This is a genomic window from Aquimarina sp. 433, assembly GCF_054054605.1.
This window is the reverse complement of the sequence record NZ_JBSWZK010000003.1, coordinates 33,614-59,964: the sequence shown is the minus strand read 5'-3', so window position 1 is coordinate 59,964 and position 26,351 is coordinate 33,614. Positions and strand designations below refer to the sequence as shown.

General features: G+C 33.2%; 22 protein-coding genes. 14 read left to right on the top strand and 8 right to left on the bottom strand.

The window, feature by feature from the left end:
* Nucleotides 1–54 precede the first annotated feature (54 nt).
* From ACWNT5_RS07045 to ACWNT5_RS07030, 4 genes are all read left to right on the top strand, one after another.
* Nucleotides 55–801 (top strand): SDR family NAD(P)-dependent oxidoreductase, encoded by a 747-nt coding sequence (locus ACWNT5_RS07045; RefSeq protein ID WP_456516979.1) that lies wholly within the window; start codon nt 55–57, stop codon nt 799–801.
* A gap of 18 nt (nt 802–819) precedes the next feature.
* On the top strand, nt 820–1,125 hold the full coding sequence (locus tag ACWNT5_RS07040) for a carboxymuconolactone decarboxylase family protein (protein ID WP_456516978.1): 306 nt from the start codon (nt 820–822) through the stop codon (nt 1,123–1,125).
* Between the two features lie 71 nt (nt 1,126–1,196).
* Nucleotides 1,197–2,246, top strand: coding sequence for a flavin monoamine oxidase family protein (locus tag ACWNT5_RS07035; RefSeq protein WP_456516977.1), 1,050 nt, complete (start codon nt 1,197–1,199; stop codon nt 2,244–2,246).
* 160 nt (nt 2,247–2,406) lie between these two features.
* Nucleotides 2,407–3,792: a TlpA family protein disulfide reductase gene (locus ACWNT5_RS07030; RefSeq protein ID WP_456516976.1), complete on the top strand. Its 1,386-nt coding sequence runs from the start codon at nt 2,407–2,409 to the stop codon at nt 3,790–3,792.
* 68 nt (nt 3,793–3,860) lie between these two features.
* On the opposite strand, the gene pafA is transcribed toward ACWNT5_RS07030, so the two are convergent.
* On the bottom strand, nt 3,861–5,531 hold the full coding sequence (gene pafA, locus ACWNT5_RS07025) for an alkaline phosphatase PafA (protein WP_456516975.1): 1,671 nt from the start codon (nt 5,529–5,531) through the stop codon (nt 3,861–3,863).
* A gap of 115 nt (nt 5,532–5,646) precedes the next feature.
* On the opposite strand from pafA, the gene ACWNT5_RS07020 reads away from it, so the two are divergent.
* Entirely contained in the window at nt 5,647–6,384 is a 738-nt protein-coding gene (locus tag ACWNT5_RS07020) for an MlaE family ABC transporter permease (protein WP_299608611.1), read from the top strand.
* Complete coding sequence (locus ACWNT5_RS07015) at nt 6,384–7,148, top strand: ABC transporter ATP-binding protein (RefSeq protein ID WP_299608614.1); 765 nt, start codon at nt 6,384–6,386, stop codon at nt 7,146–7,148. The genes ACWNT5_RS07020 and ACWNT5_RS07015 overlap by 1 nt, the downstream gene beginning before the upstream one ends.
* Nucleotides 7,149–7,226: 78 nt before the next feature.
* Here ACWNT5_RS07015 and ACWNT5_RS07010 read toward each other — a convergent pair whose 3' ends face one another.
* From ACWNT5_RS07010 to ACWNT5_RS06985, 6 genes are all read right to left on the bottom strand, one after another.
* Complete coding sequence (locus tag ACWNT5_RS07010; RefSeq protein ID WP_299608617.1) at nt 7,227–7,583, bottom strand: DoxX family protein; 357 nt, start codon at nt 7,581–7,583, stop codon at nt 7,227–7,229.
* A 35-nt stretch (nt 7,584–7,618) separates the two neighbouring features.
* A complete protein-coding gene (locus ACWNT5_RS07005) occupies nt 7,619–9,757 on the bottom strand; it encodes a M1 family metallopeptidase (protein WP_456516974.1) in 2,139 nt (712 codons plus the stop codon).
* A 39-nt stretch (nt 9,758–9,796) separates the two neighbouring features.
* Entirely contained in the window at nt 9,797–11,245 is a 1,449-nt protein-coding gene (locus ACWNT5_RS07000) for a DUF389 domain-containing protein (RefSeq protein ID WP_456516973.1), read from the bottom strand.
* Between the two features lie 5 nt (nt 11,246–11,250).
* Nucleotides 11,251–12,327: a mannose-1-phosphate guanylyltransferase gene (locus tag ACWNT5_RS06995; protein ID WP_456516972.1), complete on the bottom strand. Its 1,077-nt coding sequence runs from the start codon at nt 12,325–12,327 to the stop codon at nt 11,251–11,253.
* An 8-nt stretch (nt 12,328–12,335) separates the two neighbouring features.
* Nucleotides 12,336–12,929, bottom strand: coding sequence for a SprT-like domain-containing protein (locus ACWNT5_RS06990; RefSeq protein ID WP_456516971.1), 594 nt, complete (start codon nt 12,927–12,929; stop codon nt 12,336–12,338).
* Nucleotides 12,930–13,040: 111 nt separating this feature from the next.
* Nucleotides 13,041–14,600 (bottom strand): vWA domain-containing protein, encoded by a 1,560-nt coding sequence (locus ACWNT5_RS06985; protein ID WP_456516970.1) that lies wholly within the window; start codon nt 14,598–14,600, stop codon nt 13,041–13,043.
* 194 nt (nt 14,601–14,794) lie between these two features.
* On the opposite strand from ACWNT5_RS06985, the gene ACWNT5_RS06980 reads away from it, so the two are divergent.
* From ACWNT5_RS06980 to ACWNT5_RS06970, 3 genes are all read left to right on the top strand, one after another.
* Nucleotides 14,795–15,646 (top strand): hypothetical protein, encoded by an 852-nt coding sequence (locus ACWNT5_RS06980; protein WP_456516969.1) that lies wholly within the window; start codon nt 14,795–14,797, stop codon nt 15,644–15,646.
* A 65-nt stretch (nt 15,647–15,711) separates the two neighbouring features.
* The gene (locus ACWNT5_RS06975) at nt 15,712–16,125 is read left to right on the top strand and encodes a hypothetical protein (protein WP_456516968.1); all 414 of its coding nucleotides are present in this window, start codon (nt 15,712–15,714) and stop codon (nt 16,123–16,125) included.
* Nucleotides 16,126–16,321: 196 nt separating this feature from the next.
* A complete protein-coding gene (locus tag ACWNT5_RS06970) occupies nt 16,322–16,720 on the top strand; it encodes a hypothetical protein (RefSeq protein WP_456516967.1) in 399 nt (132 codons plus the stop codon).
* A 92-nt stretch (nt 16,721–16,812) separates the two neighbouring features.
* Here the strand turns inward: ACWNT5_RS06970 and ACWNT5_RS06965 are convergent, their stop codons facing one another.
* Nucleotides 16,813–18,531: a hypothetical protein gene (locus ACWNT5_RS06965; RefSeq protein WP_456516966.1), complete on the bottom strand. Its 1,719-nt coding sequence runs from the start codon at nt 18,529–18,531 to the stop codon at nt 16,813–16,815.
* Between the two features lie 640 nt (nt 18,532–19,171).
* On the opposite strand from ACWNT5_RS06965, the gene ACWNT5_RS06960 reads away from it, so the two are divergent.
* The 5 genes from ACWNT5_RS06960 (at nt 19,172) to ACWNT5_RS06940 (ending at nt 26,349) form a co-directional block, all read left to right on the top strand.
* On the top strand, nt 19,172–19,885 hold the full coding sequence (locus tag ACWNT5_RS06960) for a hypothetical protein (RefSeq protein ID WP_456516965.1): 714 nt from the start codon (nt 19,172–19,174) through the stop codon (nt 19,883–19,885).
* A gap of 30 nt (nt 19,886–19,915) precedes the next feature.
* Nucleotides 19,916–20,686 (top strand): hypothetical protein, encoded by a 771-nt coding sequence (locus tag ACWNT5_RS06955; RefSeq protein ID WP_456516964.1) that lies wholly within the window; start codon nt 19,916–19,918, stop codon nt 20,684–20,686.
* 414 nt (nt 20,687–21,100) lie between these two features.
* The gene (locus ACWNT5_RS06950) at nt 21,101–24,022 is read left to right on the top strand and encodes a GH92 family glycosyl hydrolase (protein WP_456516963.1); all 2,922 of its coding nucleotides are present in this window, start codon (nt 21,101–21,103) and stop codon (nt 24,020–24,022) included.
* Nucleotides 24,022–25,026 carry an isoaspartyl peptidase/L-asparaginase family protein gene (locus tag ACWNT5_RS06945; RefSeq protein WP_456516962.1) on the top strand — a complete coding sequence of 335 codons (1,005 nt, stop codon included), beginning with the start codon at nt 24,022–24,024 and terminating at the stop codon, nt 25,024–25,026. The genes ACWNT5_RS06950 and ACWNT5_RS06945 overlap by 1 nt, the downstream gene beginning before the upstream one ends.
* Nucleotides 25,027–25,035: 9 nt before the next feature.
* Nucleotides 25,036–26,349, top strand: coding sequence for a sugar MFS transporter (locus tag ACWNT5_RS06940; protein WP_299901112.1), 1,314 nt, complete (start codon nt 25,036–25,038; stop codon nt 26,347–26,349).
* The last annotated feature ends 2 nt before the right edge of the window (nt 26,350–26,351 follow it).

Below are 26,351 nucleotides of genomic sequence, written 5' to 3'. Positions count from 1 at the left end.
ATACACAAAGACAGACTTGTCTGTCTAATTATTAATTAAACTAAATATAATACAATGACACAATTTAAAGACAAAGTAGCACTAGTAATTGGTGGAACAAGTGGAATCGGAAAAGCAACAGTAGAATCATTAATCAATGGTGGCGCTACAGTGCATGTAGTAGGAAGAAATACTTCTAAGATTGCGGATGGGGAAAATATCATTAAGCATCAGGTAGATATCACGAACAAGAGTAATGTAGAACAATTACGTACTGCTATTGGTAATTTAGATCGTTTGGATTATTTAGTAAATGCTTCCGGTATTTTTGGACCAAAAGCATTTTTAGATCATACGGTAGAGGATTACGATTCATATCAAGATTTAAACAGAGGATTCTTTTTTATCACACAATCTGCTGCTCAAAAAATGAAAGAAAATAATACAGGATCTATTGTTAATGTAGGTTCTATGTGGGCAAAACAGGCCGTAAAAGCTACACCTTCTTCTGCCTACTCAATGCAAAAAGCAGGATTACATTCTTTAACACAGCATCTGGCCATGGAACTTGCGGATCATGGTATCCGAGTAAATGCAGTATCTCCTGCAGTGGTAGAAACCCCTGTTTATAATGGTGTTTTTGGAGGTGCTGACGAAGCTAAAAAAGCACTAGTAGGATTTAATAACTTTCATCCGATTGGAAGAAATGGTACCGCACAGGATGTAGCTAATAGCATCACTTTCCTTTTATCAGATCAAGCATCTTGGGTAACAGGAGCTATTTGGGATACTGATGGAGGTGTAATCGCAGGAAGAAACTAAACCCCTAAAAGAATAGCTATGTATGACATGAACCACCTAAAGAAATTAGGTACACTAGGAAAGAATGCATCAGAAGCTATGAAAGCTTTTCAGGCTTTTGACAGCATTGCATTACAAGAAGGAGCAATTCCTGTGAAATATAAAGAACTCATGGCAGTTGCTGTAGCGCTTACTACGCAATGCCCATATTGTTTAGAAATTCATAAAAAGAATGCTATTAAGGCAGGTGCCACGCAGGAAGAGTTGGCGGAAGCGACTTTTATTTCTGCTGCATTACGAGCAGGAGCCGCAGTTGTTCACGGCACACATTTAATGGACGAGTAATCTCTTAATTAGATTTTAGAAGTAAAACTCCTATTTTTAGGAGTTTTACTCTTTTACTTTTACACTACAAAATGAAAACAGAAGTACTTATCATAGGTGCTGGACTCACCGGTTTATTATTAGCTTACAGGTTAAAAAACAGTGGTGTTCCTGTTAAGGTTTTAGAAGCCAATTATAGAATTGGAGGAAGAATACTAACTATAAACTCTGCAAAAAACACTCCAATAGAAATGGGTGCCACTTGGTTTGGAAAGCATCATCAAAGACTACTACAATTATTAGAAGAATTGGAAATCCCAATTTTTGAGCAATTTATGGAAGGAATTGCTCTTTTTGAACCGCTTTCTACAGCTCCTCCACAAAAAATTCAATTACCTACGAATCAACAACCCAGTTATAGAATTCAGCATGGAACTAGCACTATTATTCATAAACTCTCATCTTTTCTGGACAACACAGAATTACTTGTTAACGAGAAAGTAACGAACATCGAATATGAGCATAATAAGTTCGCTATAAAAACAGAACGCAACACCTATTTCTGCGATAAAGTTGTCTCTACACTCCCACCAAGGCTTCTAGCAAATTCAATTGAAATATATCCACCATTACCGCCAGAACTAACTACGATCGTAAACAAAACCCATACCTGGATGGGAGAATCTATTAAATTTGGAATCTCGTATACAAAGCCATTTTGGAAAGAAAAAAAGTATTCTGGTACTGTATTTAGTAATGTTGGCCCCATTACAGAATTATATGATCATTCTAATGTAGAAAATGATCGTTTTGCTTTAAAAGGATTCCTGCAAAACGGAATGTCGGAATATTCAAAAGAGGAAAGAATTTCTAAAGTATTTAACCAATTACAAAAATTATTCGGTGATGATGCACTAAATTACTTATCATACGAAGATATGGTATGGAAAAACGAAATCTATACACTTTTTCCAGCATCAGAATTTATTTTCCCACATCAAAATAATGGCCATGCATATTATCAGCAAGGATATTTAAATAACAGTTTTTTCATCGGAGGAACAGAAACGTCTCCAATACATGGAGGATATATGGAAGGAGCAGTTCATAGTGCCGAATCTATCTACAAACGATTAATTTGAATTCCATCCCTTTTTATATTAGATGATCTTAGAATTAAATTCTATCTTTAAAAACAAATCTTACCTTTATGAAATAAACTAAGAGAATTAAATTTATAATAATCAAATGACTCTTTGATGATTCCGTCTCATCAGTAAAAACCATAAATATCCATAATAGATGAAAACTAAAATATTATATACTCTTATAACCGCCTTCTTATTAGCTTCTTGTTCAAAAGAAAAAACTACACCTATAGAATATGTCATTTTTTCAGGAAAAGTAGTTAATAAAAATGCAGATAAACTTTCGGTTCGAGGAAATGATTTCACTAAAAAAATTGACATCCAAGAGGACGGAACTTTTATGGATACCTTGGATATTACTAAAAATGGATACTATCGCTTTTCTATTGGTTCAGAATCATCTGAAATTTATCTAAAAAAAGGAGAAGACCTTACTTTATCTATTGATACAAAGGAATTTGATGAATCCATACAATACACAGGAAAAGCCGCTAATGTTAATAGTTATCTTGCTACCAAATATCTTGTAAAAGAAAAATTTGAAGAAACTGAAGGTCAAAGAGATACTTTAAACAATTCAAATCCCGTCGATTTTAAACAAAAAATTCTTTCTCATAAAAATGAGCTTTCTGGCTTACTTACTAATAGTAAAATAAATGATACCACTTTTATTAGTGAGCAACAAAAATATAATCATTATGATTATTTATTTCACATCAATTTTTACCTGTATTATAATCCATCAACACTAAGCAAATCAGATTCAATAACTACTAATTCTTTAGAAAAAGAATTAAATAGTATTGATCTCACCAATGAAAGTGATTTTAAAACTTCAAATGCATACAGATTTCTAGTTTCTTCCAATTATGGTAGAGAAAAAAGAAAACAATCTTTTAAAGATAGTATTCCCTATTATGATGCTTTTATTGATGGTTTATCTGATGTTAAAAACGACTATATAAGAAATAGTCTTATGGATGAAATGACATGGTATATCTCAGCAGGAAATCCAGAGTCTGAAAAAATATACAAGGCTTTAATGGCAAAGTCAACTGACACAGCTTTTCAAAGAAGAATTACAGAAAGTTTTAATAAAATCAAGTTGCTAACAAAAGGAAATGACTCTCCTACTTTCGATTATGAAAACTACAACGGTGGTTCTACAAAACTTGCAGACTTAAAAGATCATTATGTATATATCGATGTATGGGCAACTTGGTGTAAACCCTGTATAGCAGAAATACCCTCCTTAAAAAAACTTGAAAAAGAATATGATGAGAAAATTAAGTTTGTTAGTATTTCTGTAGACAACAAACGAGATCATGATGCTTGGAAGACTATGATAAAAGAAAAAGAACTTTCAGGAATTCAACTATTTGCTGATAATAGTTGGAGCTCGAAGTTTATCAGAGACTATGATGTCCAAGGTATTCCAAGATTTATTCTTATTGACAAAGAAGGTAAAATTGTAAATGCGGATGCTCCAAGGCCTTCAGACCCTAGATTGGTTACGCTTTTTAAAGAATTAAAATTATAATAAAGACACTCTATTCTAAAAAACAAACCCCTTATTATCAAACATAATAAGGGTTTTAGTAGTATTTCTTATTTTTCATCCAGTACAAAAGACAATACATCTCCAGTAGCTCCATTAGGAAATGTAATTCCTAACAAAGCGGAAATGGTGGGTGCTATATCTGGAATAGTCGTTTTTTGCGTAGTGCTTCCTTGTTTAATTCCTTTTCCCATAAATAATAATGGTGCGTGTGTATCATAGTTTAGGCCACTTCCATGGGTAGAACCTGTTCTAGAATATGCAATCGTAGAAGGATTCAACACATATACTACATCACCACTTCTCTTCTGGTTATATCCCTTTTGAATCAGTGCAGCAATACCTTCGGTAAATGTTCCTGTTTGCAATTGCTCTCTAGTAAAGACCTTATCAATCTGATCATACTGTAATATATGATGTGCTACTGCTTTTTGTAATTCCTGTGTATCAATATTGTTTTTCTCTAACACATCATACGCAAAAAATACCTGATCATTAGCTACTTTCTCTATTAACCCTTTTACTTTAAAGGTTTTCTTGGTGAATTCCATAATACTGGTTGCTATTTCAACCATATCAAAATAACCAGAAGGTATATTTACTTTTTGTAGATATGAAGGTACATGCACAGCACCATGATCTGCGGTTAAGAAAACCGTGTAGTTTCCTTTTCCAACTTTAGCATCCAATGTTGTAAAAAAGCGCTCTAAATCCTTATCTAATCGCAAGTAAGTGTCTTGAATCTCCTTAGAATTTACTCCAAAATTATGCCCAACATAATCTGTGCTAGAAAAACTAAGCGTAAGTATATCGGTAATATCATCCGCTCCCAGTGACTCTCCATCCAATGCGGCGATTGCAAAATCTGTCGTTAAGCTATTCCCAAATGCAGATCCTTTGATAATATCATACCCCGCATTTTGATCTTTAAGTTGTGCTAAATCATAAGGAAACGTAGCTTTTTCTTTTCCTTTAAAACCTCTTTCAAAATCATTTTCATCATCACCGCTTTCTTCATAAGTTGAAATATCGTACAAAGTATTCCATTCCTTTAAGTAAGATGCTGCGACATCTGAATTATTAAATTTTTCTACCCATTCTGGTAGGTCATCTCTATAATATGTGCTCGTAATCCATTTTCCTTCATCCTTTCCTCTAAACCAATACGCACCATTTGCTGAATGACCCGCTGGTAGAATTGCTCCTCGATCTTTTATGGCAATACCAATACTTTTTCCTTTTAGTTGGGTATGTAACCTGTTTTGATCTGCAAATGTGGTAGTTTTCATTCGACGAGGAGACATCCTTTCCATCTCACTATCCGAACCTACAGCTCTTACCAAAGAATCACTCGCGCAATACACCATCGCTTTTCCAAATTTATCATACCAATTATTGGAAATAATACCATGATTTTGCGGAGTAGTACCTGTAAAAACCGAAGCATGTCCAGGACCTGTATACGTAGGGATATAATTAAAATGATTATTCTTACAATTAAATCCTTCTTTCACCATTCTTTTAAAACCTCCTTCTCCAAAGCGATCATAAAATCGAGTTAAATAATCGTATCGCATTTGATCTACAACAATACCAACGACCAATTTTGGACGTACAGAAATTGCTTGATCAGAATTAACAGCTACCACATTCGTTTCTTTTGTGTTGCATTGAATGGTGATAACTAACAAAATTATACCTAAAAAAATCTTCCTTATCATTTCTTGTTCTCGTTTGGATGACAAAAATACCATATCCACAAAAGTAAAACTTTAATAGAAGGTTAAATGCTGTCGATATTTTTTTTTCTATTTTAGCCCTTCTAACGAAGAGTTTATGTTTTATCTCGACGATATAGGTCGCTATTTTTTAATGTTAAGAGGTGTTTTTAGTCGAATGACTAAAGGGTCTGTACTTAAAAATTTGATTTTTAAAGAAATTAATGACCTTATTCTTGGGTCTTTAGGAATTACAGTGTTTTTAGCATTCTTTATCGGAGCTGTAGTTGCGATTCAAACTGCACTAAATCTCACCAATCCTTTGATTCCGAAACAGCTCATTGGTTTTGCATCTAGACAATCGGTAATACTGGAATTTGCTCCTACTTTTTTATCGGTGATTATGGCAGGTAAAGTGGGTTCATATATCACTTCTAGCATTGGTACTATGAGAGTTACCGAACAAATTGACGCTTTGGAGGTAATGGGAATTAATTCTCTAAACTACTTAGTTTTCCCAAAGGTTATCGCGATGTTTATGTACCCATTTGTAATTGCCATCGCTATGTTTGTTGGGATATTCGGAGCTTATATAGCAGGTGTTTATGGAGGTTTTGTATCTGGTACCGAATTTTTAGCAGGACTTAGAGAAGAGTTCATTCCATATCATTTGGTATATGCTTTTATAAAAACAACCATTTTTGCTTTCTTATTGGCAACGATCCCTTCTTTTCATGGATATTATATGAAAGGTGGTGCCTTAGGTGTGGGAAAAGCCAGTACATCCGCATTCGTATGGACAACAGTAGTAATTATTATCGCTAATTATGTACTAACTCAATTATTATTAAGCTAATGATAGAAGTAAAAGACATACATAAAGGGTTTAATGGAGAAGAAATTTTAAAAGGAATTACTACTACCTTCGAACGAGGAAAAACCAATCTAATTATTGGTACTAGTGGAAGTGGTAAAACAGTTTTCTTAAAATGCATGCTTGGTTTGTTTACTCCAGAGCAAGGAAGCATTTGTTATGATGGCGCAACTTATTCTGAGTTAAACGAGCAACAGCAAAGAGATCTGAGAGAGCAAATGGGTATGGTTTTTCAGGGAAGTGCATTATTTGATTCTATGACGGTAGAAGAAAATGTAATGTTTCCTTTGATGATGTTTACAAAACAAAAAAAGGAAGAAATGCTGGTACGTGTAAATGAAGTATTAGCACGTGTAAATCTAGAAAATGCGAATAACAAACTTCCTTCGGAAATTAGTGGCGGTATGCAGAAACGTGTTGCCATTGCGAGAGCAATTGTAACAAGGCCAAAATACTTATTTTGCGATGAGCCAAACTCTGGCCTGGACCCTAGAACAGCAATCGTTATTGACAACCTCATCAAGGAGATTACTGAAGAAAATGACATTACTACCATCATTAATACACATGATATGAATTCTGTTATGGAAATTGGAGAAAAGATTGTCTTCCTACGATATGGTCATTTAGAATGGGAAGGTGATAAAAGTCAAATTTTCCGAACGGATAACGAAGCCGTTACCGAGTTTGTATACTCTTCTAACCTATTCAAAAAAGTTAGAGACGCACAATTAAAAGGATTGTAACAACAACTCAAATAATAGTTATTCTCGTTTACTTTGCTAATGACAATTCTTTAAAGTGTCGATTTTAAAAACTAAAATTTACATTTTTAGGATTTTATGCAAATACATATGAGAAAGTATCAGCAACCCAATAAAAACTATATTTATTAACGAGATGAATATAGAATCTTTATGAGCGATATGTGCAACGATTGCAGTTATAAAGAATAATCCAATACCAGCATATCCCCATTCCTTTATCGGAAGCGGAACTTGTGGAATTATTAATATAACGATTGCTAATATCTTAAGGATCGCTAATTGTATTCTGAAAAAATCCGGGAATCCCAAATCTCTAACGCCATCAATAGTAGCTTTGCTAAACATATAAGAATATGAGCTCCACAATAAAAACAGAGCAATTAGCGAAGTAGATATCCAGTATATTAATTTCATCCGATTTTTAGATTTTCAGAAAACAAGCAATTATATCATTTCTTAATTCCTTTAAGCTTTAAATTATATTTTGGATACTCAAGTTCAATTTCGTCCCTACCTGATACATCCTCTAGATATTTTAAAACTCCTGTTTTGTCCGAAGTATTAAAATTAACTGAATCTTTAGGAATAAGAATTGTATTTAGCCATACCCAAGAATTCGAATAAATAACTAAAGCCTCATTTTCTTTTGCAATGCTCAATTCTATATTATAATCTTCTACATAATACTGACCAACGATTGAACTCTTTACTCCCTTTTCTTCATAACTATCTTTTAAAGGAGGGAAAAAATTATCTGTTTCATTAAAATCAGGAAAATCTGAATTCAAAACTATTGATTCTACTTGATCATGATTTGGAATTGGAATAGCATAGGTTCTATTATCATTTTTCCAGACAGAAAGATCTATAATTTTAGAGTAGCTTTTTTTTGAATTTTTATAGACTACCTCAATACTTATTGGTATTGGTTTGTATCCTACTTTCTCTACAATTAATTTTCCTTCCTCAAATGATTTGATTCCTAAATCAGGATATCCCATTTCAAAATACCAAGGTTTCCAGAAAAAACTTAAATCCTCTCCGCTAACATTTTCAAATGTATTAAAGAAATCATATGGTGTTGGTGACTTCTTTGCCCATCTCTTTACATAAGAATTAAAGCATTCGAAAAACTTTTCTTCTCCTAAATATTGATATAGCAAAGCGTAAGTAAGCGAAGGCAAACTATAGGCTTGATATCCGTAACTATCACCAGTGTATTGAGAAGACGTTACCGTTGGTAAATCTCCAATAGTACCTAAGGTACCTTGTGTCACTAATTTAAAACGAGAGTAAAAAGAATTAGATTTATCTTCATTGAAGAATTTATGAATCACTAAATTCTCCATAAAGTCCGCCCAACCTTCATCCATCCATGCGAATCGTCTCTCGTTTATTCTAACATACATCGGAAAATACATATGAAACAACTCATGAACAGTAACCGGCACCCCAGAACCACCATTATTAGCCATCATCGGAAATTCCATACCACTTCCAGAATATCTAAGACCGATGAATGTTGAAAAAACAGGATAAGGATAAGGAATACCAGGAACATCTTCAGAAAAGTGCTTCATTGCCTTTTGCTGAATAGAAGTGAGTTTCTTGTGTTTTTCAACCTCATCTTTAGGAAACGCAGAATTAATTAGTATATCTTTCCCAGCAACATTTACCGAAGCTGCATGCCATAAATAATGATCACTCATCGCAAAAGCAAAGTCTGTAACTTCCTTTGCTGTAAAATTCCAAGTATTATATTTTAGTTTTAATCCTTCTAGATCTTTCTCATTAACAACCTCTATTACCTCTTTAGATTCTTTTGCTTTTAAAAATTTTTTGTAAATATTATTAGGCAATACCTTTTCACCATTCTCTAACGTACCAGTAGCCCAAACTAGAAAATTATCTGGAACTGTAATATTTACATCAAAATTAGATAGGTTGTTATAAAATTCAGTATCTAAAGTATAATCTAGCCTATCCCAACCAAAAATATCATCATAAACGGATACTTGTGGATACCAATATCCTACAAAAAAAGAAGTATCATCTTTTGCTCCTGTTCTATCAAGAGTTAATGTCACTTTTTGTTGCCATTCAAATTCCAGCTTTAAATCTTGACCTGACTTTAAAGGTTCTCTTAGTCTAACAGTCAAATTGGTGCCATATCTTTTGATATTATCACTATTAGCAAGATCATAATCAACTCCATCAACGATAATCGTTTTCAGTTCTACACCTTCTCCTATATCTTTCGGGTTTACACGTGAATCTCTTTTATTTCCTTTTTTAAATACATCATAATATAAACGTATAACCATTTCAGATAATTCATCAGGGCTATTATTGGTAAAATTCACAATTTCATTCCCTTCCACTATTCTTGTCTCTGGAAATACCCTTACGTTTATTTTATAATCAACAGAATTTTGCCAATATTTTTTTCCGGGTTTACCATCAACAGATCTCGTCTGATTTTTATAAGCTTTTTGTATTTCCCTCGGTATATGTAAATTACTTTGAGAATAGACTATTGAAATCGTACATAAAGTAAGTAAGACACTTATTATTTTTGGTCTAATCATTTTGAAAGCTTAAACTTATTATTTCTAAAATCGACAATATTACCTCACCAATAAAGTATCTGCCTTTAGTTCTGCAGTAATCCATTCTCGTAAATCCTTATTTCTAACCGTATTCAAGCTATCAGAAACCTGAAATTTCCATTGAGGGAAGATAACTTTTACGGTATCTACTTTTAAGAAATTAGATTGTAGCACTTCTCCATATCCTAACTCAGAAAGATCTGGGAAACGAATTTTAGCGTCTTTTGCGATATTATTATAAGGAAGTATATCTACGGGAACTACTTTTTGCGCCTCTGTTAATTGGGTTTCAAGCAATGCTAGACGAATTTTCAGATCTTCTACTTTATCCAACAAGGCTTCATTCTCTGTTTCTAATCGATTCAATTCTACAATGTATCGATCATTCGCTTTTGATATTTGTTCAATTCCTCGTGCTTTATTACCGCTGATTTTCAGTGTAAAGTCACTGATATGTTCATACTTTTCAAGTTCATTTTGCAAATCACTAACGGTTGCATCTGCAATCTCTCCATCAAAATATAGCTTGATCGACTTATTATCAAAATCATAAAACTCTTTCCGCAAATACAAACTTTCATTTGCCTCTATTTCGTTAGCTAAGAACCCTTTGTAATCACGATCTGCATTTGTTTCGTTCAGAATATTGTAAAACGTCCAAATTGCCGGTATCACCATGATAATTGCTACTGCAGAGGCTATTCTAGCAGTAAGTTTTCTTTTAGCTGCATTGGCATAACGCAACATTGGAAAACGTAACAACTTTGCTACAATAAAAGTAGATAAGGCAATAAAAATTGCATTAATACTAAATAAATACAAGGCACCTAACGCATATCCTGCATTTAGCTCTGCAATCCCATATCCTACCGTACACAAAGGAGGCATTAATGCTGTAGCTATTGCTACTCCAGCAATAGCATTAGGCATAGTCCCTTTTTTAGATTTAGCCACAATTAGTGCCAAACCACCTGAAATAGCTACAAATACGTCTAAAATAGTAGGAGCAGTTCTTGATTCTAACTCAGGCGTTAATTCTGTTAACGGAGATAAGGCAAAATATAACGTAGCAGTAAGTACACTAAGTCCAACCATTACTCCTAGATTCACAAAAGAACGCTTGAGTGTATCGATATCATTAATGGCAATTGACAATCCTACTCCAACGATTGGACCCATTAATGGAGATATTAACATGGCTCCGATAACGACTGCCGTTGAACTAACATTTAAACCAATAGAAGCCACAAATACTGAAAATATCAAAATCCAAGCCGTATGCCCCTTAAAAGGTATATCCTTTTTTACATCTTCTATGGTTTGATCCCGATCAGTATCAGATCTTATATCCAATAAGCCAGAAAGAAATAGCTTCATACTTTCAAAAAGTCCTTTGGCATCTCTTTTTACAGATTCTTTGTGTCCCTCGTGATCTGAATTAATAGGCTGATTTGTATTTTCTTCCATTCGTATTATCCGTATTTTTCCCCGTAGGTCTCTTTAACTTTTTTCAGTACTTGTTTTATGTCTTGCTCTTTCTTTTTAGGATAAATTAATAGTACTTCTTTTTTATCCACAATAATATAATCATTTAGACCATCAACAACAACTATTTTGTCATCCGACGTTCGAATCATATTCCCCGATGCATCTTCCGAAAGTACCCTAGCATTAACGATCGCATCATTACTTTCTGTTTTTTCTAATTTATCATACAAAGAGCCCCAAGTTCCCAGATCATTCCAATCAAAAGTAGCGGGAAGTACATATACATTCTTAGCATTTTCTAAAATAGCATAGTCTATAGATATGTTTTCCGCAAGAGGGTAATTATTCGCTATAAAATCTTCTTCTTCATTGGTATTGTAAACATCCATTCCTTTTTCGAACAATGCTGTCATTTCTTTTTGAAATTCTTTAAAAGCACTTAAAATATTATTGGCACTCCAAATAAAGATTCCTGCATTCCACAAATAATTTCCTTGATTCAAAAACTGTTTTGCAGTTTCATAATCTGGTTTTTCGGTAAATTGAGCTACTTTTTTAATAGGCTTAGCCTCTTCTTGATACTGTATGTATCCATATCCAGTATTTGGGAAAGTAGGTTGAATACCCAATGTCATTAAAATATTTTGAGCGCCACAAGCTTCAAAACACTGCTCTAAATTATTGGTAAAAGCTGTTTCATCTTCAATCCAATGATCACTCGGCGCCACCACCATAACAGCATCAGAGTTTTCTTTATGAATCTTTAGAGCTGCATATAAAATACAAGGAGCAGTATTTCTCATTGCTGGTTCTGTAACAACTTGTCTTTGTGTCACCTTTGGAAGCTGACTTAATACCAGATCATTATAACGTTCATTTGTGAGAATAAAAATATTCTCTGTTGGAATAATTCTCTCCAAACGTTTAAATGTTCTTTGAATCAATGTTTCGCCTGTTCCTAACATATCATGGAACTGTTTCGGAAACTCTGCGGTGCTTACAGGCCAAAATCTAGACCCCACGCCACCTGCCATTAAAATAGCATAATAGTTTTTTTTCATAAGTTCATTTATAATAGTTCAACTTCAGCATTGGGGTTAAATAGGTAAATCCTACCTGTGCTGATTTCAATACACTCGTATCGTTTTACGCGTTTATTCCCTCTTTGAAAAATTTTCCCATTATACAATCTGAATTTTCCTCCCAACGGTATTTCAAAGATATAATTTTTATCATTCTCTGGATCAAATTGTTTTAAAGCAAGTGCTAATTTTGTATCGGTATCACTACTTGCTCTTGGATTTTTAAAATGATTTGCAATAACAGGTAATAATTTTGATGGAAAAATATCTGGATTAATATACGGAAGCATTAATTGTTGAAAAGTACGTTTCCACTCAATACCATGAGGTTTTATATAACGTCCGTATTTCTCAAAAGCTACTAAATGAGCTATTTCGTGAATTAAAGTGATCAAAAAACGATATGAATTAAGAGAAGCATTTACGGTAATCTGATGCCTCCCATCAGGAGTTTTTCTATAATCACCATGCCTTGTAACTCGTTCATTAACAATTTTAAGATGCACATTGCATTTTACGATAAGGTCAAATGCTGGGTCTAATGCTCTTTCCGGAATGTATCTTGCTAAGATTTCCTTCATTTTCGCAAAATACAAAATAAAGCGCATCCGCTCGATGCGCTTTATTTAAATTATGATTTCTTTTTTCTCCAAAAAAATCATCAAATTCAAGATTCTAAATTTCTATTTCTCCTACTCATAATTTTCATAGCTATTCATTAACCGTATAAATTCTGCTCTATAACCTAACTCATCATCTCCTCTGTTCTCTTGTGCAAGCGAAATGATATCAGTCACTGCTCTATTTTCTAAATATTTAGAGTTTCTTAATTTCATTCCATACCAAGCTACCGAAGCAGCAAATCCAAAATCGCTAGACATTAGTTTTTCCATATCCATTGTATGTGTATGGATGATTTCTATACTTTGATCTTCTTTTGGTTTTTTATATCGAAACTTTACTGTGAATAATTCATCCTGATAAGAATCATAAGCTTCTTTTTTTGTATACTTCAAATTGGAAATATCTTTAAGATACTTGCTTTCTATACCTACTGGAATTACTTCGTATAAAGCGGTGACAGTATGTCCACTACCTAATTCACCTGCATCTTTAGTATCATCTATAAAATCTTCATCATGTAACAAACGATTTTCGTATCCTATTAATCGATATGCTTGTACTTTATTAGGGTTGAATTCTACCTGAATTTTCACATCTTTTGCAATCGTGTAAAGCGTTCCTCCAAATTCTGTTCCTAATACCCTTTGTGATTCTTGCATAGAATCTATATATGCGTGATTCCCATTTCCAGTATCAGCAAGTACTTCTAACTTACTATCCTTATAATTTCCCATTCCAAAACCTAAACAAGTAAGAAACACCCCTGTTTTTCTTTGCTCCTCTATTAATTCTTTCATTGCTACATCACTACTTTCTCCCACATTAAAATCACCATCAGTAGCTAGAATCACTCTGTTGTTTCCATTTTTTATAAAATGCTCCTGAGCTATTTTATAGGCAAGCTGAATCCCTTCTCCACCCGCAGTAGATCCACCCGCTTCTAAATTATTTAGTGCTTCTAATATTTTCTCTTTGTTTTTACCAGATGTTGGTTTTAAAACCACACCAGCAGCTCCCGCATATACTACAATCGACACCTTGTCTTTTGGTCTTAACTGTCCTACAAGTAATCTAAAAGCTTTCTTTAATAAAGGAAGTTTATTAGTAGCGTTCATCGATCCAGAAACATCTATTAAGAAGACAAGATTGGATGCAGGAAAATCATCCGTGGGTATTTCTTTTCCTTTGATTCCGATTTTTATTAATTGAGTACCTTCATTCCATGGAGTATTGATATCTTCTGTATGAATTGCAAAAGGATGTTGATCTTTTGGTTGTTCATAGCTATACTTAAAGTAATTAATCATTTCTTCGATCTTCACAGCATCTGCAGGAATCTCTTGGCCATTATTAATCATTCTTCGAATATTACTGTAGGAGGCTTTATCAACATCTATGGAGAATGTAGATAACGGAGAAAATGCTACTCTTTTAAAATCATTTTCTATAATTTCTTTATAATTTTCAGCATTAGCTGCTGTCTCTAAAGCAAGTTCATCATTTGTATCTAACACGATACTTTCTGTTACATTATAACTTCTATTCGTATACTGATTGCATGAACTTAATATCATCATACACAAAACCAGAAATGCATATTCGATTTTCTTAATTGTCTTTGTTTTCATCTTAATTGTTTTTACATTGTTAAACTGAAAACAAACCTAGTATCACCATAGTAGAGAGGCTTGTAGACCTGTTGTAAAACCTTTGTAAACTATTTTACAAAATATAAACCACTATACTCCAACACATTATAATCGAACAAACAAAAGAACATATCGTTTTTTCCCTTCTCAAAAAAAAGGTAGCAATACAATTTTTGAAGCATAATTCTGCCTCCACTAATGATATAACCGAGTGGAAAGGGCAAGATATTATCTTGTTTCAAGAAGACTTAAGGAAAGAAGTAAAGGGTAGTATTAGTGAAAAGTCATTCTATAATTATTTTAAAACCTCTTCAGAAAAAATTCCAAGAGTTGACATCCTTAATATGTTATCCGAATATTGTGGCTATGAAAATTGGAACGATTTTAAGACTCAAAATTCTAAGATAATATCCAACAATACCAAAAAGAAAACTGCAAAACGGAAATGGATTGTTTTCTTTCTCATTGGAATCTTATTTATAACCTCAGCGTACTTTTTGATACCAAAATCGAACACCTTTAATTTTTGCTTTATAGATAGAGACAGAAACGAACCGATTACTAAAAACCCTATCGAGATTATCGTACTCAATAATGAACAATCTCCTTACTATACAAAAAGTGACAGTTTAGGCTGTTTTACCTGGACAACCAAAGATGATTTTATTCATTTTGTCATTAAATCACCTTATCACAAAACCGATACCATTTATAGAAGTATATCTACTATAACTAAAGAAAATATTAGAGTTAGCACGGATGATTATGCTTTAATGCTTCATTATTATGCCAATGGAAAATTGGATAACTGGAAGAATAGAAAGAAGGAGTTATCAAAAATGATTGCCGATGATGCCGTGATATTCCAAGTATTACCATCGGGATTAGGAATAGAAGTATATTCTAAAATAGAATTTATAAATAAGCTAACTACCCCAACAAAAAGCTTGCAAAATATTGAGATTATCGAATCCAGAAGATCCGAAGGACAAGTTGTTAAATTAAAATTTAAGATCAAATCATGAAACAACTTATGTATATTCTCATATCATTTATACTTCTAGGGTGCTCCAACAACTCTTACAAAAACATGGAAGCTACTGAAGTGATTAATGATGAAATTGTTATGGATTCTTACGAAGAAGAAATGTCCTTTGATATTCTTGAAGATTCATACACGATTCTAGTTTCTGAAAAATTACAAGACTACTTGGATAAACAGCTACTCATTCAAAAACATCCAGAATTTAAAACCGTAACTGACACTACATATTTATTCGATCTCAAGAATCGTAATCACATTGAAAAAATAAGGTTTCTAGATCAACCCAAAAACTTTTCGGACTCAATTACAATAATAACTACAGAAATTCAGTTTGGTAACTTAGAAAAAGACACAGTTATTTCTTACATCAAAACTTCATCAACACTGATTGATGGAGTTAAGTTTAGAACCTCTAAAGTTTCTTTTGAAAGGTTAAAAACCTCCAAAAAGCAAAAGTAGAATCCTTGTTTTTATCTGTTTTTTACGGTTTTACCACCTACTTAAACACATAAAACCATTAAAAACAAGGTTGTTTATCGTAAAAAAATTAGCATTTATCGAGTATTTTAACTTTTTAACTTGTTGTTAATCAATTATTAATATTTTTGAAACCCAAGATTTAACATTTGGAAGGGAAAATTTAAAGGAAAAAGTTATGAGAATTTTTACATTTTTAGTAGTACTTATGATCTGTTCCTCTAATATGGCGCAAGATCAATTGGAAGTTCATACGGAAACGGTAGAACTAACCAAAGAGCAGAAAAAAGAAGAAAAGAAAAAGAAAGAAGCTGAGGACAAAAGATTTATAGAATTAGCGGAAAAAAGAGCAGTTTTATTACAGCAGGAATTAAATCTAAGCAATTATGCCAGTGATCGTATCAAAAAGATGATCATTAAATACTCTAAGCAAGCGAATAAGGTAATTCAATCAAATGCTTCAGCTAGTGAAAAATCCAAAGATTTAAGTAATATCGTGTACTTCCAAAACGAAGATTTTAAAAAAGTACTTACTGTACACCAGTTTTATAAGTATTTAAAACTTACGGATATTTAGTGGGGATATTTTATATATATTCCTTGCATCTCTCGATGAAATCCCAATTATCATTAGATCGATTGATGTTACTGGAAATAAAAAATTGTACATTACAAACTCACTTCCCCACCTTTTACCAATTGATCAAGAAATTGTGACATAGAGTGCTCTTTAGATAGACCTAATTTAGATTTCGCACGATACCTCGCTGTGCGTACTGTATTATTATTTATATGTAATAGATCTGCAGAATCCTTAATATTAATCTCTCGATAAACAAGGATACAATGTACCAGATCCGTTTTGGATAATTTGGAAACTTTTTGTTTTAAGGCGACTACTAGTTCTTGATTTTGATAGATCAACTCATCAATAACATCATCTTTACCAATACCTTTAGTAATAAATTTCTCAAGCATACTTAAATTTTTTTTGAATATTTTACTTTTATCAGACTCTAAGTATAGTCCCATTTCATTCCTAATGTTTTTTAAATGATCTAATTGTTGTTCTTGTCTCACTAACGTAGTTGTGATTTTATGATCTTTGATTGCTATTTTGGTATGTAGTTGATTTTTTTCTTTACTGACAAAAACTACTTTTTTCCGCACTACTTTATATTGTTTTATCAGCCATACAAAAATGAAAATTAGGAGTACCAGAAACAAAACCAATACTAATAGTGACTTTGTTTTATCATAATTTTGTTTGGTTAACAATTCTTTTTCTTCAGATATGGCCTTATTATCAAGAGTAATATCTATGTTTTCTTTTTTAGTTTGAAAATAATCTATAAATAACTTTTCTTCTTCATCTCGTATACTATCAATCAATTGATCCCGAAGTTCAAAATAATAAATAACAGAATCTTTTTTATTTAATTCTTTATAGTAACTTGCTGTTTTATAATAAAGCTCTGGTAACCTATTAAATTCAGCTTGCTTAAAAGATCTTTTGATTGCTTTTTTTGCTTGATAAAAATCTTTTAAACCTGCATAAGATAAAGCTAAAAATTCATGATGTATCGATAGTCCGGCATCCCAATTTGTACTTACAAAATCATAATTCGCATTTAAAGAGTCAATAGCCTTTTGGTACTGATGTTGTAGATAATAATTATAACTTTTGTACAATTTTATATAGGCTAATATGTGTTTGCTAAGATTATCTTTTTGTTCATTTTCAAAATAATATTTCTCTAATGAAGCAATCAGAGAAACACTTTTTTCTACATTACCAAGACCTTGATAACCATAATGTAAAGCAGATTCTAAATCATTAAATGCCTTTGGATTGGTCTGCTTGTTGAAAAGACCTTTTTCTATTAAAGATTCACCTAATTCAACAGCTTTCGCATATTGATTTTTCAAAGAAAAGTTATCCATTAGCATTAGACTTATATCCGCTCTTTTTTTATCGCTATCAGCTATAGCATAGGCCTCAATAATATGATTAAACCCAATACTTGGTTGATAAAAAAAGTATGTCATAGACATTGCCATTTCATTATGGTACTGAAATTTTATCTTTTTGTTAGAATAAATCTGTTCATATTTTTCATATTCTTTACTATGATAAAACACTGAATCCAAATTTTTATAAAAACTAAAGTAGCCAATTAGTCCAATGTGTGACCTCAAAACTCCTTCATGATAATCAATTTCTTTAGCGTTTTCTAATATATCACAATATTGCAGATAATCTCTATGACAATAATCATAAAGCAAATATGATAAACTATCAATACGTTTTTTTAGCAATAACGAATCAGATTTTGAAAAAGATAATAAAGGAACAAGAAGTATAACTATCAGTTTTTTAGAAATCATTTTCATAGGTTTTAAACGCAATATATTATAGAAACTATTAATGTTCTAAGAAGCTACGATGTAATATCATAAAAAAAATATCACAAAACAAAATTGTTTAATTCCGGTGACATTTTGCTGACAACTTAGCTGACTTTTTGATAAACACTACAGTCTATTTTTTGTAATCAAAACAAATAAATTTACCTCAGAATTATAATTTTCAAAATCACCATTTGTGAATTTAGACACAAACTTTTTTCACTTTTAAAACCTTAACATTTTGAAGAACATCAAAAATATTTTCAGAACAGTACTAGTATTATCGTTGCTAGGAATATTGTTTTTAGTGTATTCTCTATATCTACAGGTCACCATGCTTAAAAATAAATCAGATGTTCTGAATTGTAGTAAAGAAACCATCACTACATTCTCCAACTAATTAGATTGCACCATAAATTATATTGTAGATGCAAAATGTAAGATACAGAATAACGGGAACGCTTAAAATATCAAGGGATTAACCGAATTATTTTATTAAGGATGAAGACATACAAAACTTATAATCAACAATCGAATATAATCGCGATTTATATACACACAAATTGTTTAATTTTTAAAACCAAAATTTATGAAAAATTATGTAAACTTTAAGACCATTATGGCATTGGTCTTTTTAACATCGATCTTTGTCTCTTGCGAGAAGGAGAGTGCTATCGAAAAAGACACAACAGGCCAGCTGCTTGCCGAAAAAATGATTGAGGATGGAAGATTTTTTAAATCCGAAGCGGCTTTTAATTTTTTAAGTACAAGAAGTACTGAGATCCAACTTGATTTAACTCCAGAAGAACGATCTTCTTTTACTAGTGAATTCATGAAAGCCGTTTATGACAACGATATCATTACACAGGCAAACTTATTGGGGGTTACTCCAAACTTTATGGAACATTTATCAGAAGATTTTGACGTATTTAATGAATCTGATTTATATCTCAAAGAGTTTAAACATTTACAGGAAAATCAGAAAGATGATGTTATCGAGTATTTAACCAATTCAAGCATCGTTAAAAATCAAATCAATAAACTTACCACGGATTTTATTTCCGATAACGAGAGTAACGTATTAGCCAATGTAAACGCAAAAACAGATTGGGAATGCATACCTGACTTTCTTGGATGCATGTTCATAAATGTTGGTTTTAGCTCATTATCTACTAAGGCCTGTGATGGTACAAATAATAATCTTCAACTTGACATATCTGAATACTCTTTAAATAATTGTAGGAGGGTTATCGGTGTTGTAGCTTTTAGTTCAGTATCTATTTCATGTATAAATCAAGCAAGAAAATGCTGGAGAAACGGATATTACGATTAAAAGGTATGTAATTATATTAAAAATAAAATTATGAAAGCAACAAATTATATTATACTTATCATAGCCATACTATTAAGTAGTATGACCTCTTGCGAAAAAGAAACCGAAATACAAGATGAAACAGCATTGATTCCTATCCTTGATGAAGAGTATCGAGAAGTCTTATTAACTACAGACAAAATAACCATGCCTTATAATGGCAAAACGTATCCTGCATTAGAGGTATTGCAAGATGAAGAACTGTTCGAGATATTTAAAAACGCTTATGGAACTGTAGTACAAGATATAGACGACAAGGAAAAATCAGATATCGTTTTATTTTCAGAAGATGAAATGGAAGATGATGGTAGAAGTAAGAAATCCAAAAGAGAGATAACAGAATGGATAGCTAATGAAATGCTAAAAAGAACTGGTGGTACTTCCAGAGCTCCCAATAAGGGCGTTGCAATGTTGGCTGGATTTGTTGATACCTATGGAAACGGAGGTATTTATGCTCATTGGGCTACGACAGCAAAACTTTGGAAGGGCACTCAAAAGAACTACGCTAAAAATGTTCTACCTTTATCGACGAATAAAATTTCAAGTTTGACCCTGTGGGGGCAGGTAGGACGAGAAAGTGGCTCTGTAAGATTTACTATGTTCAAAGGACAAAATCAATCACAAGGTACAAGAGAGTATTGGATAGATAGTGGAAATCCAAATGTCAATGGTTATCAGATCTATAGAGAAGTTGGTACACTTGGTGGCGGCTTTAATGATAATATCGAAAGTACTAGAATTATCATGTACGCTGGTAATTGATATAGCAACTATTCAGTAAGGTAATGTCATATGCAATGAACTTAGAGTGATTAATATGTGATGTGTCCTAATTTGATACAAAATGACATTGTATACTTCATAATTGCAGTACCATTATTAGGATGTAACAGGTGCGGCGATGTCTAAATTGAGTTTGGCTGCCGTACCTGTTTTTTTGTTTGTTTATACAACTAGCTATTTGATAGATTCATTTACAATTCTCACCCTTCGAGAACCTCAGGGTTCGATTGGATTATTAGGGGACTGTACTTCGCAGAGGGCTGTACTTCGACAAGTTCAGCATCCATCTCGAAGCCTAGTATCCAATTGAATAGATAACATGAAGTTAAGAGTACAATAAAAATCTCTTTTTTTAGTACCTTAGAAGCGTTAACGTTAAGATTCACACAACTTATGACGTCTTTTTCTAAGGTATTTGCAATACTTGCAATAACTTTTTTCTTTTCTTGCACACAAAAACCCATCATTCATCCAGCTTCTAGCGATGTTCCCCTTACTAGTTATGTTAATACATTTATAGGTACTGGTGGTCATGGACACACATATCCAGGTGCAACAATGCCCTTTGGGATGATGCAATTAAGCCCTGATACCAGACTAGACGGTTGGGATGGTTGTTCTGGATATCATTATACGGATTCCTATATCTATGGGTTTTCCCATACACATCTTAGTGGTACTGGAGTATCTGATTACGGAGACATCTTATTAATGCCAACCGATACGATTGTTTTTAATAATGGAGCAGATGGTCAAAAGAGCTATCGAGCGCATTTTTCACATGCTAACGAAAAAGCTGCTCCAGGATTTTATCAAGTACATTTAGACACTACCAATATAGATGTAGCTTTGACAGTAACCAAAAGAGCGGGCATACACCGCTATAAATTCCCAAAAGGTCAAAAACAATTGGTGATTTTGGATCTAGAACATAGAGATGCTTTACTCGATCATAACATAAACATCATTTCTGATACAGAAATTAATGGCTATCGTCATTCCAAAGCATGGGCAGAAAAACAATTGTTGTTTTATCATATGCATTTTTCAAAACCAATTACCAACAAAACTTTTAACGAAAATAGAACTAAAGTAGCCTTAGAATTTGATAGCAAAACCTCTGAAGAATTAAGCATCCGTATAGGAATCTCTGCAGTTGATGAAGAGGGTGCTTTACAAAACCTCACTACAGAAGTTGGCAATAAAACCTTTGATCAAATCAAACAAGAAGCTAATGACAGTTGGGAAAAAGAGCTTAAAAAAATAGTAATCGAAAGTCCTAATACAGATTACAAAACAAATTTTTATACGGCTTTATATCATACGATGATCGCTCCTAATTTATATCAAGATGTGGATGGACGTTATCGTGGCATGGATCTCAACATCCATAACACCAAAGACTTTGAATACTACTCGGTATTTTCTCTTTGGGATACCTATCGTGCAACCCATCCTCTGTATACGATCATTGATCAAAAAAGGACTAATGATTATATCAATACATTTTTGGCCAAATATGATGAAGGTGGTATTATGCCAATTTGGGATCTAGCCGGTAACTATACCCATTGTATGATTGGATATCATGCTGTACCGGTGATTGCTGATGCTTACCTAAAAGGAATTTCGAATTATGATCCCGAAAAAGCATTGAAAGCTATGAAACATAGTGCTACTCAAAACAAATTAGGGTTAGCATCTTATAAAAGTAGAGGTTTTATTCCTGTGGAAGAAGAGGCAGAATCGGTATCCAAAACCCTAGAATACGCGTATGACGATTGGACGATTGCACAAATGGCGCAAGCAATGGGTAAATCTGACGATGCAAAAACTTATACCCAACGTGCTCAATATTATAAAAACGTTTTTGATCCGTCTACTAAATTTATGAGAGGCCGTTATAGAAATACGTGGTTTACACCTTTTGATCCTTATGAAGTGAACTTTAATTATACCGAAGCAAATTCATGGCAGTATAGCTTTTACGTTCCACAGGATATTTCTGGGTTTATCAACCTAATGGGTGGCAAAGTAGCGTTAGAGCAGCAATTGGATGCTCTTTTTACTGCAAAAGATCAAACTTCTGGAGCGCATCAAGTTGATATTACCGGACTGATAGGACAATATGCACATGGTAATGAACCTAGTCATCACATAGCTTACCTCTATAACTTTATCAACAAACCACACAAAACTCAAGAAAAAGTACACGAAATACTAACCAAGTTATATACCAATACTCCTGATGGGATTTCTGGTAATGAGGATTGTGGACAGATGAGTGCCTGGTATGTGTTAAGCAGTTTAGGTTTTTATCCGGTTACTCCTGGTAGTGATCATTATGTGATTGGTACTCCATTATTCGAAAAAGGAACGATACAATTAGAAAACGGCAATCAATTTACTATGGTAGCAAACAACATCAACGATGCTAACAAATATATCGCTAGTGCTTCTTTAAACGGAAAAGAGTATCCATATACCTACATCAAACATCAAGATATCACGAATGGAGGTTCGTTGGTGTTTGAGATGACAAACACTCCTTCAACTTGGGGAACCAATGATACCGACATCCCAAAAACACAAATCGAAGAGCACTTAATTACCTCTCCTCCTTTTATAGCAGAAGGTGATATTGCTTTTAAAGAGAAATCTCAAATTACGTTACAAAGTATCAATAAAGAAGCAGAGATCTTTTTCGCATTAGATAATGAAGAATTCAAAAAATATGAAACTCCAATCAGTATTACTCAACCTTCAATTTTAAAAACCTTTGCCGTAGAAAATGGAATTAAAAGTCCAATTATAGAAACCGAATTTTTTAAAATTAATCCTAATCTAAAAATATCACTCGAGAATGAATATGCCAATCGCTATAATGGTGGTGGACCCGATGCTTTAATTAATGGTATCAAAGGAGCTATGGATTATCGTTCAGGTTCATGGCAAGGCTTTCATAATCGAGATCTTATCGCTACTCTGGATTTAGGATCAATAAAAAATATCAACACCATATCCATTGGTTTTCTAGAAGATCAAAGAAGTTGGATCTTTTATCCACAAAAAGTAGAATTCTGGATCTCTGAAGATGGAAAACAGTGGAATCTATTAGATAAAAATACCTTTATAAAATCGACAACTCCTTCTGCGGAAGTATCTATAAAAAAAGTAGAAGCTTCCTCCATTGTAAACAAGGCTCAGTTTATAAAAATTAAAGCGCAAACCGTTGGGACCATTCCAGAATGGCATATTGGTAGTAACCATGATGGCAAAGCTTGGGTTTTTGCAGACGAAATCACTGTAAACTAATGAAAAGACGAAAATTTATTCAAAACACCTCACTGACCAGTGTTGGAATTACTTTAGGAACCACACTAATAAGTTGTAAAAAACAATCTGAGGAACAATCACGAAAAGAACAAGAAATTATGACAAATACAACCTCTACTCCAATTGCAGTATGCACCTGGCGTTTTACCAAAGCAAATGCAAAAGCTGGAGAAGCGCTAGCATCTGGAAAACCTGCGTTGGATGCTGTAATCGAAGGAGTTGCTGTGGAAGAAGAAAATCTAAAAAATACAACCGTTGGAAAAGGAGGTGCTCCAGATCGAGAAGGTAATGTAACATTAGATGCTTGTGTCATGAACCCTGAAGGAGATTACGGTGCGGTTTTGTGTGTAGAAAATATCACTAATGTTGCTGCTTTAGCCAGAAAAGTTATGGAAGATACTCCACATGTTATGCTTGCCAGTGAAGGAGCAGAAGAATTTGGATATCAATCAGGATTTGCTAAAGAAAACTTACTCACCGAAGAATCTAAAAAAGCATGGGAAGAATGGAAAAAAACTTCAGAGTACAAACCTATCATTAATATCGAAAATCACGATACTATAGGCATGCTAGCGATTGACAAAAATGGCGATATTGCAGGTGCCTGTACCACATCGGGTTTATCGTATAAAATGAAAGGTCGCGTTGGTGATTCTCCCATCATTGGATCTGGTTTATTTATAGATAATGAGATAGGTGGTGCTGTGGCTACAGGAATGGGCGAAGAAGTTCTAAAAACTGTGGGAAGTTTTCTAATCGTAGAATTAATGCGTAACGGTATGAGCCCTCAAAAAGCATGCGAAGAAGCGATTCGTCGTATTGTGACCAAAAACGACAAATACAAAGATTTTCAAGTAGCTTATGTTGCTATTAATAAAGCTGGAGAAATTGGTCATTATTGCATCCATGAAGGTTTTTCTATTATGAAATACCAAGATGGAGTTAATGAGAATGTACTTACTAAATTTTATCATACCTCTTAAACCATAGCCATGTCAAACAACACATCTTATCGTAGTTCTTTTATCTTGTTAACTCTACTCTTTTTTCTTTGGGGTTTTATTACGGTGTTAGTAGATTCTTTAATCCCTAGACTAAGAGAGCTATTTACCTTATCTTATTTTCAGGCAGGATTAGTACAATTTGCCTTTTTTGGAGCCTATTTTTTATTATCCATTCCTGCTAGTTACATTCTCTCAAAAATTGGATATAAAAAAGGAATTATTTTAGGGTTATTAACCATGGCAACAGGTTGTTTACTATTTTATCCAGCAGCTTCCTATCGAGTTTTCGGGATTTTTATGCTGGCTTATTTTATACTCGCTGGCGGAATGACCATTTTGCAAGTTGCCGCTAATCCTTTTGTGGCTGTACTAGGTAGTGAAGATGGAGCATCGAGTCGACTAAATCTCTCCCAAGCTTTTAACTCTCTTGGGACCGCAATCGCACCTGCAGTAGGAGCGTTATTTATTTTAAGCGATACTATCAAAAGTAAGGAGGAAATCGAGCAATTATCGGAAAGTGTTAAGGAAACGTATTTAGCATCAGAAGCTGCTGCTGTTCAAAATCCTTTTTTAGGTTTAGCAGTATTTATAATCGCGATAAGTGGTATTTTCTTTTTTGCCAAACTCCCAAAACTAATTAATGAAACATCTACTGGAACTTATGCGGAAGCTTTTGCAAAAAAAGGACTTATTTTAGGAGTCTTAGGTATTTGCTTTTATGTAGGTGCAGAAGTAGCTATTGGTAGCTATTTGGTCAATTATTTTCTAGACATGAATATGGTTCCTCTTATTAAAGAGAGTAGTACTATGATGAGTATAGCTGATTTTGTTGCCACTATTTTCTTTAAAAGTTTGGAAGGAGCAGATGCAAAAGCACTACTTGGAATTTTTGTAATTTTTTATTGGTCTGGGGCTATGATTGGGCGCTTTGTGGGGTCTTATCTTACCAAAATCATGAAACCAGGAAAAGTTTTAGCACTTTTCGCTTCTTTGGCAATCATATCAATATTAATTTCTATCGCTACTAGTGGTTACATAGCTATGTGGAGTATTCTGGCAGTTGGATTATTTAATTCCATTATGTTTCCAACTATATTTACTTTGGCCATCGATGGACTGGGAGATTTAAAACCAAAAGCTTCGGGATTGTTATGTACGGCTATAGTAGGAGGAGCGATTATCCCTCCTTTATTTGGTTTGCTAACTGATCATATAGGCTTTAAGCTTGCATTTATTTTAGTGATTTGTTGTTACGGATATATCCTATATTATGGATGGATGAAGAGTAAAACCATCTTATAATC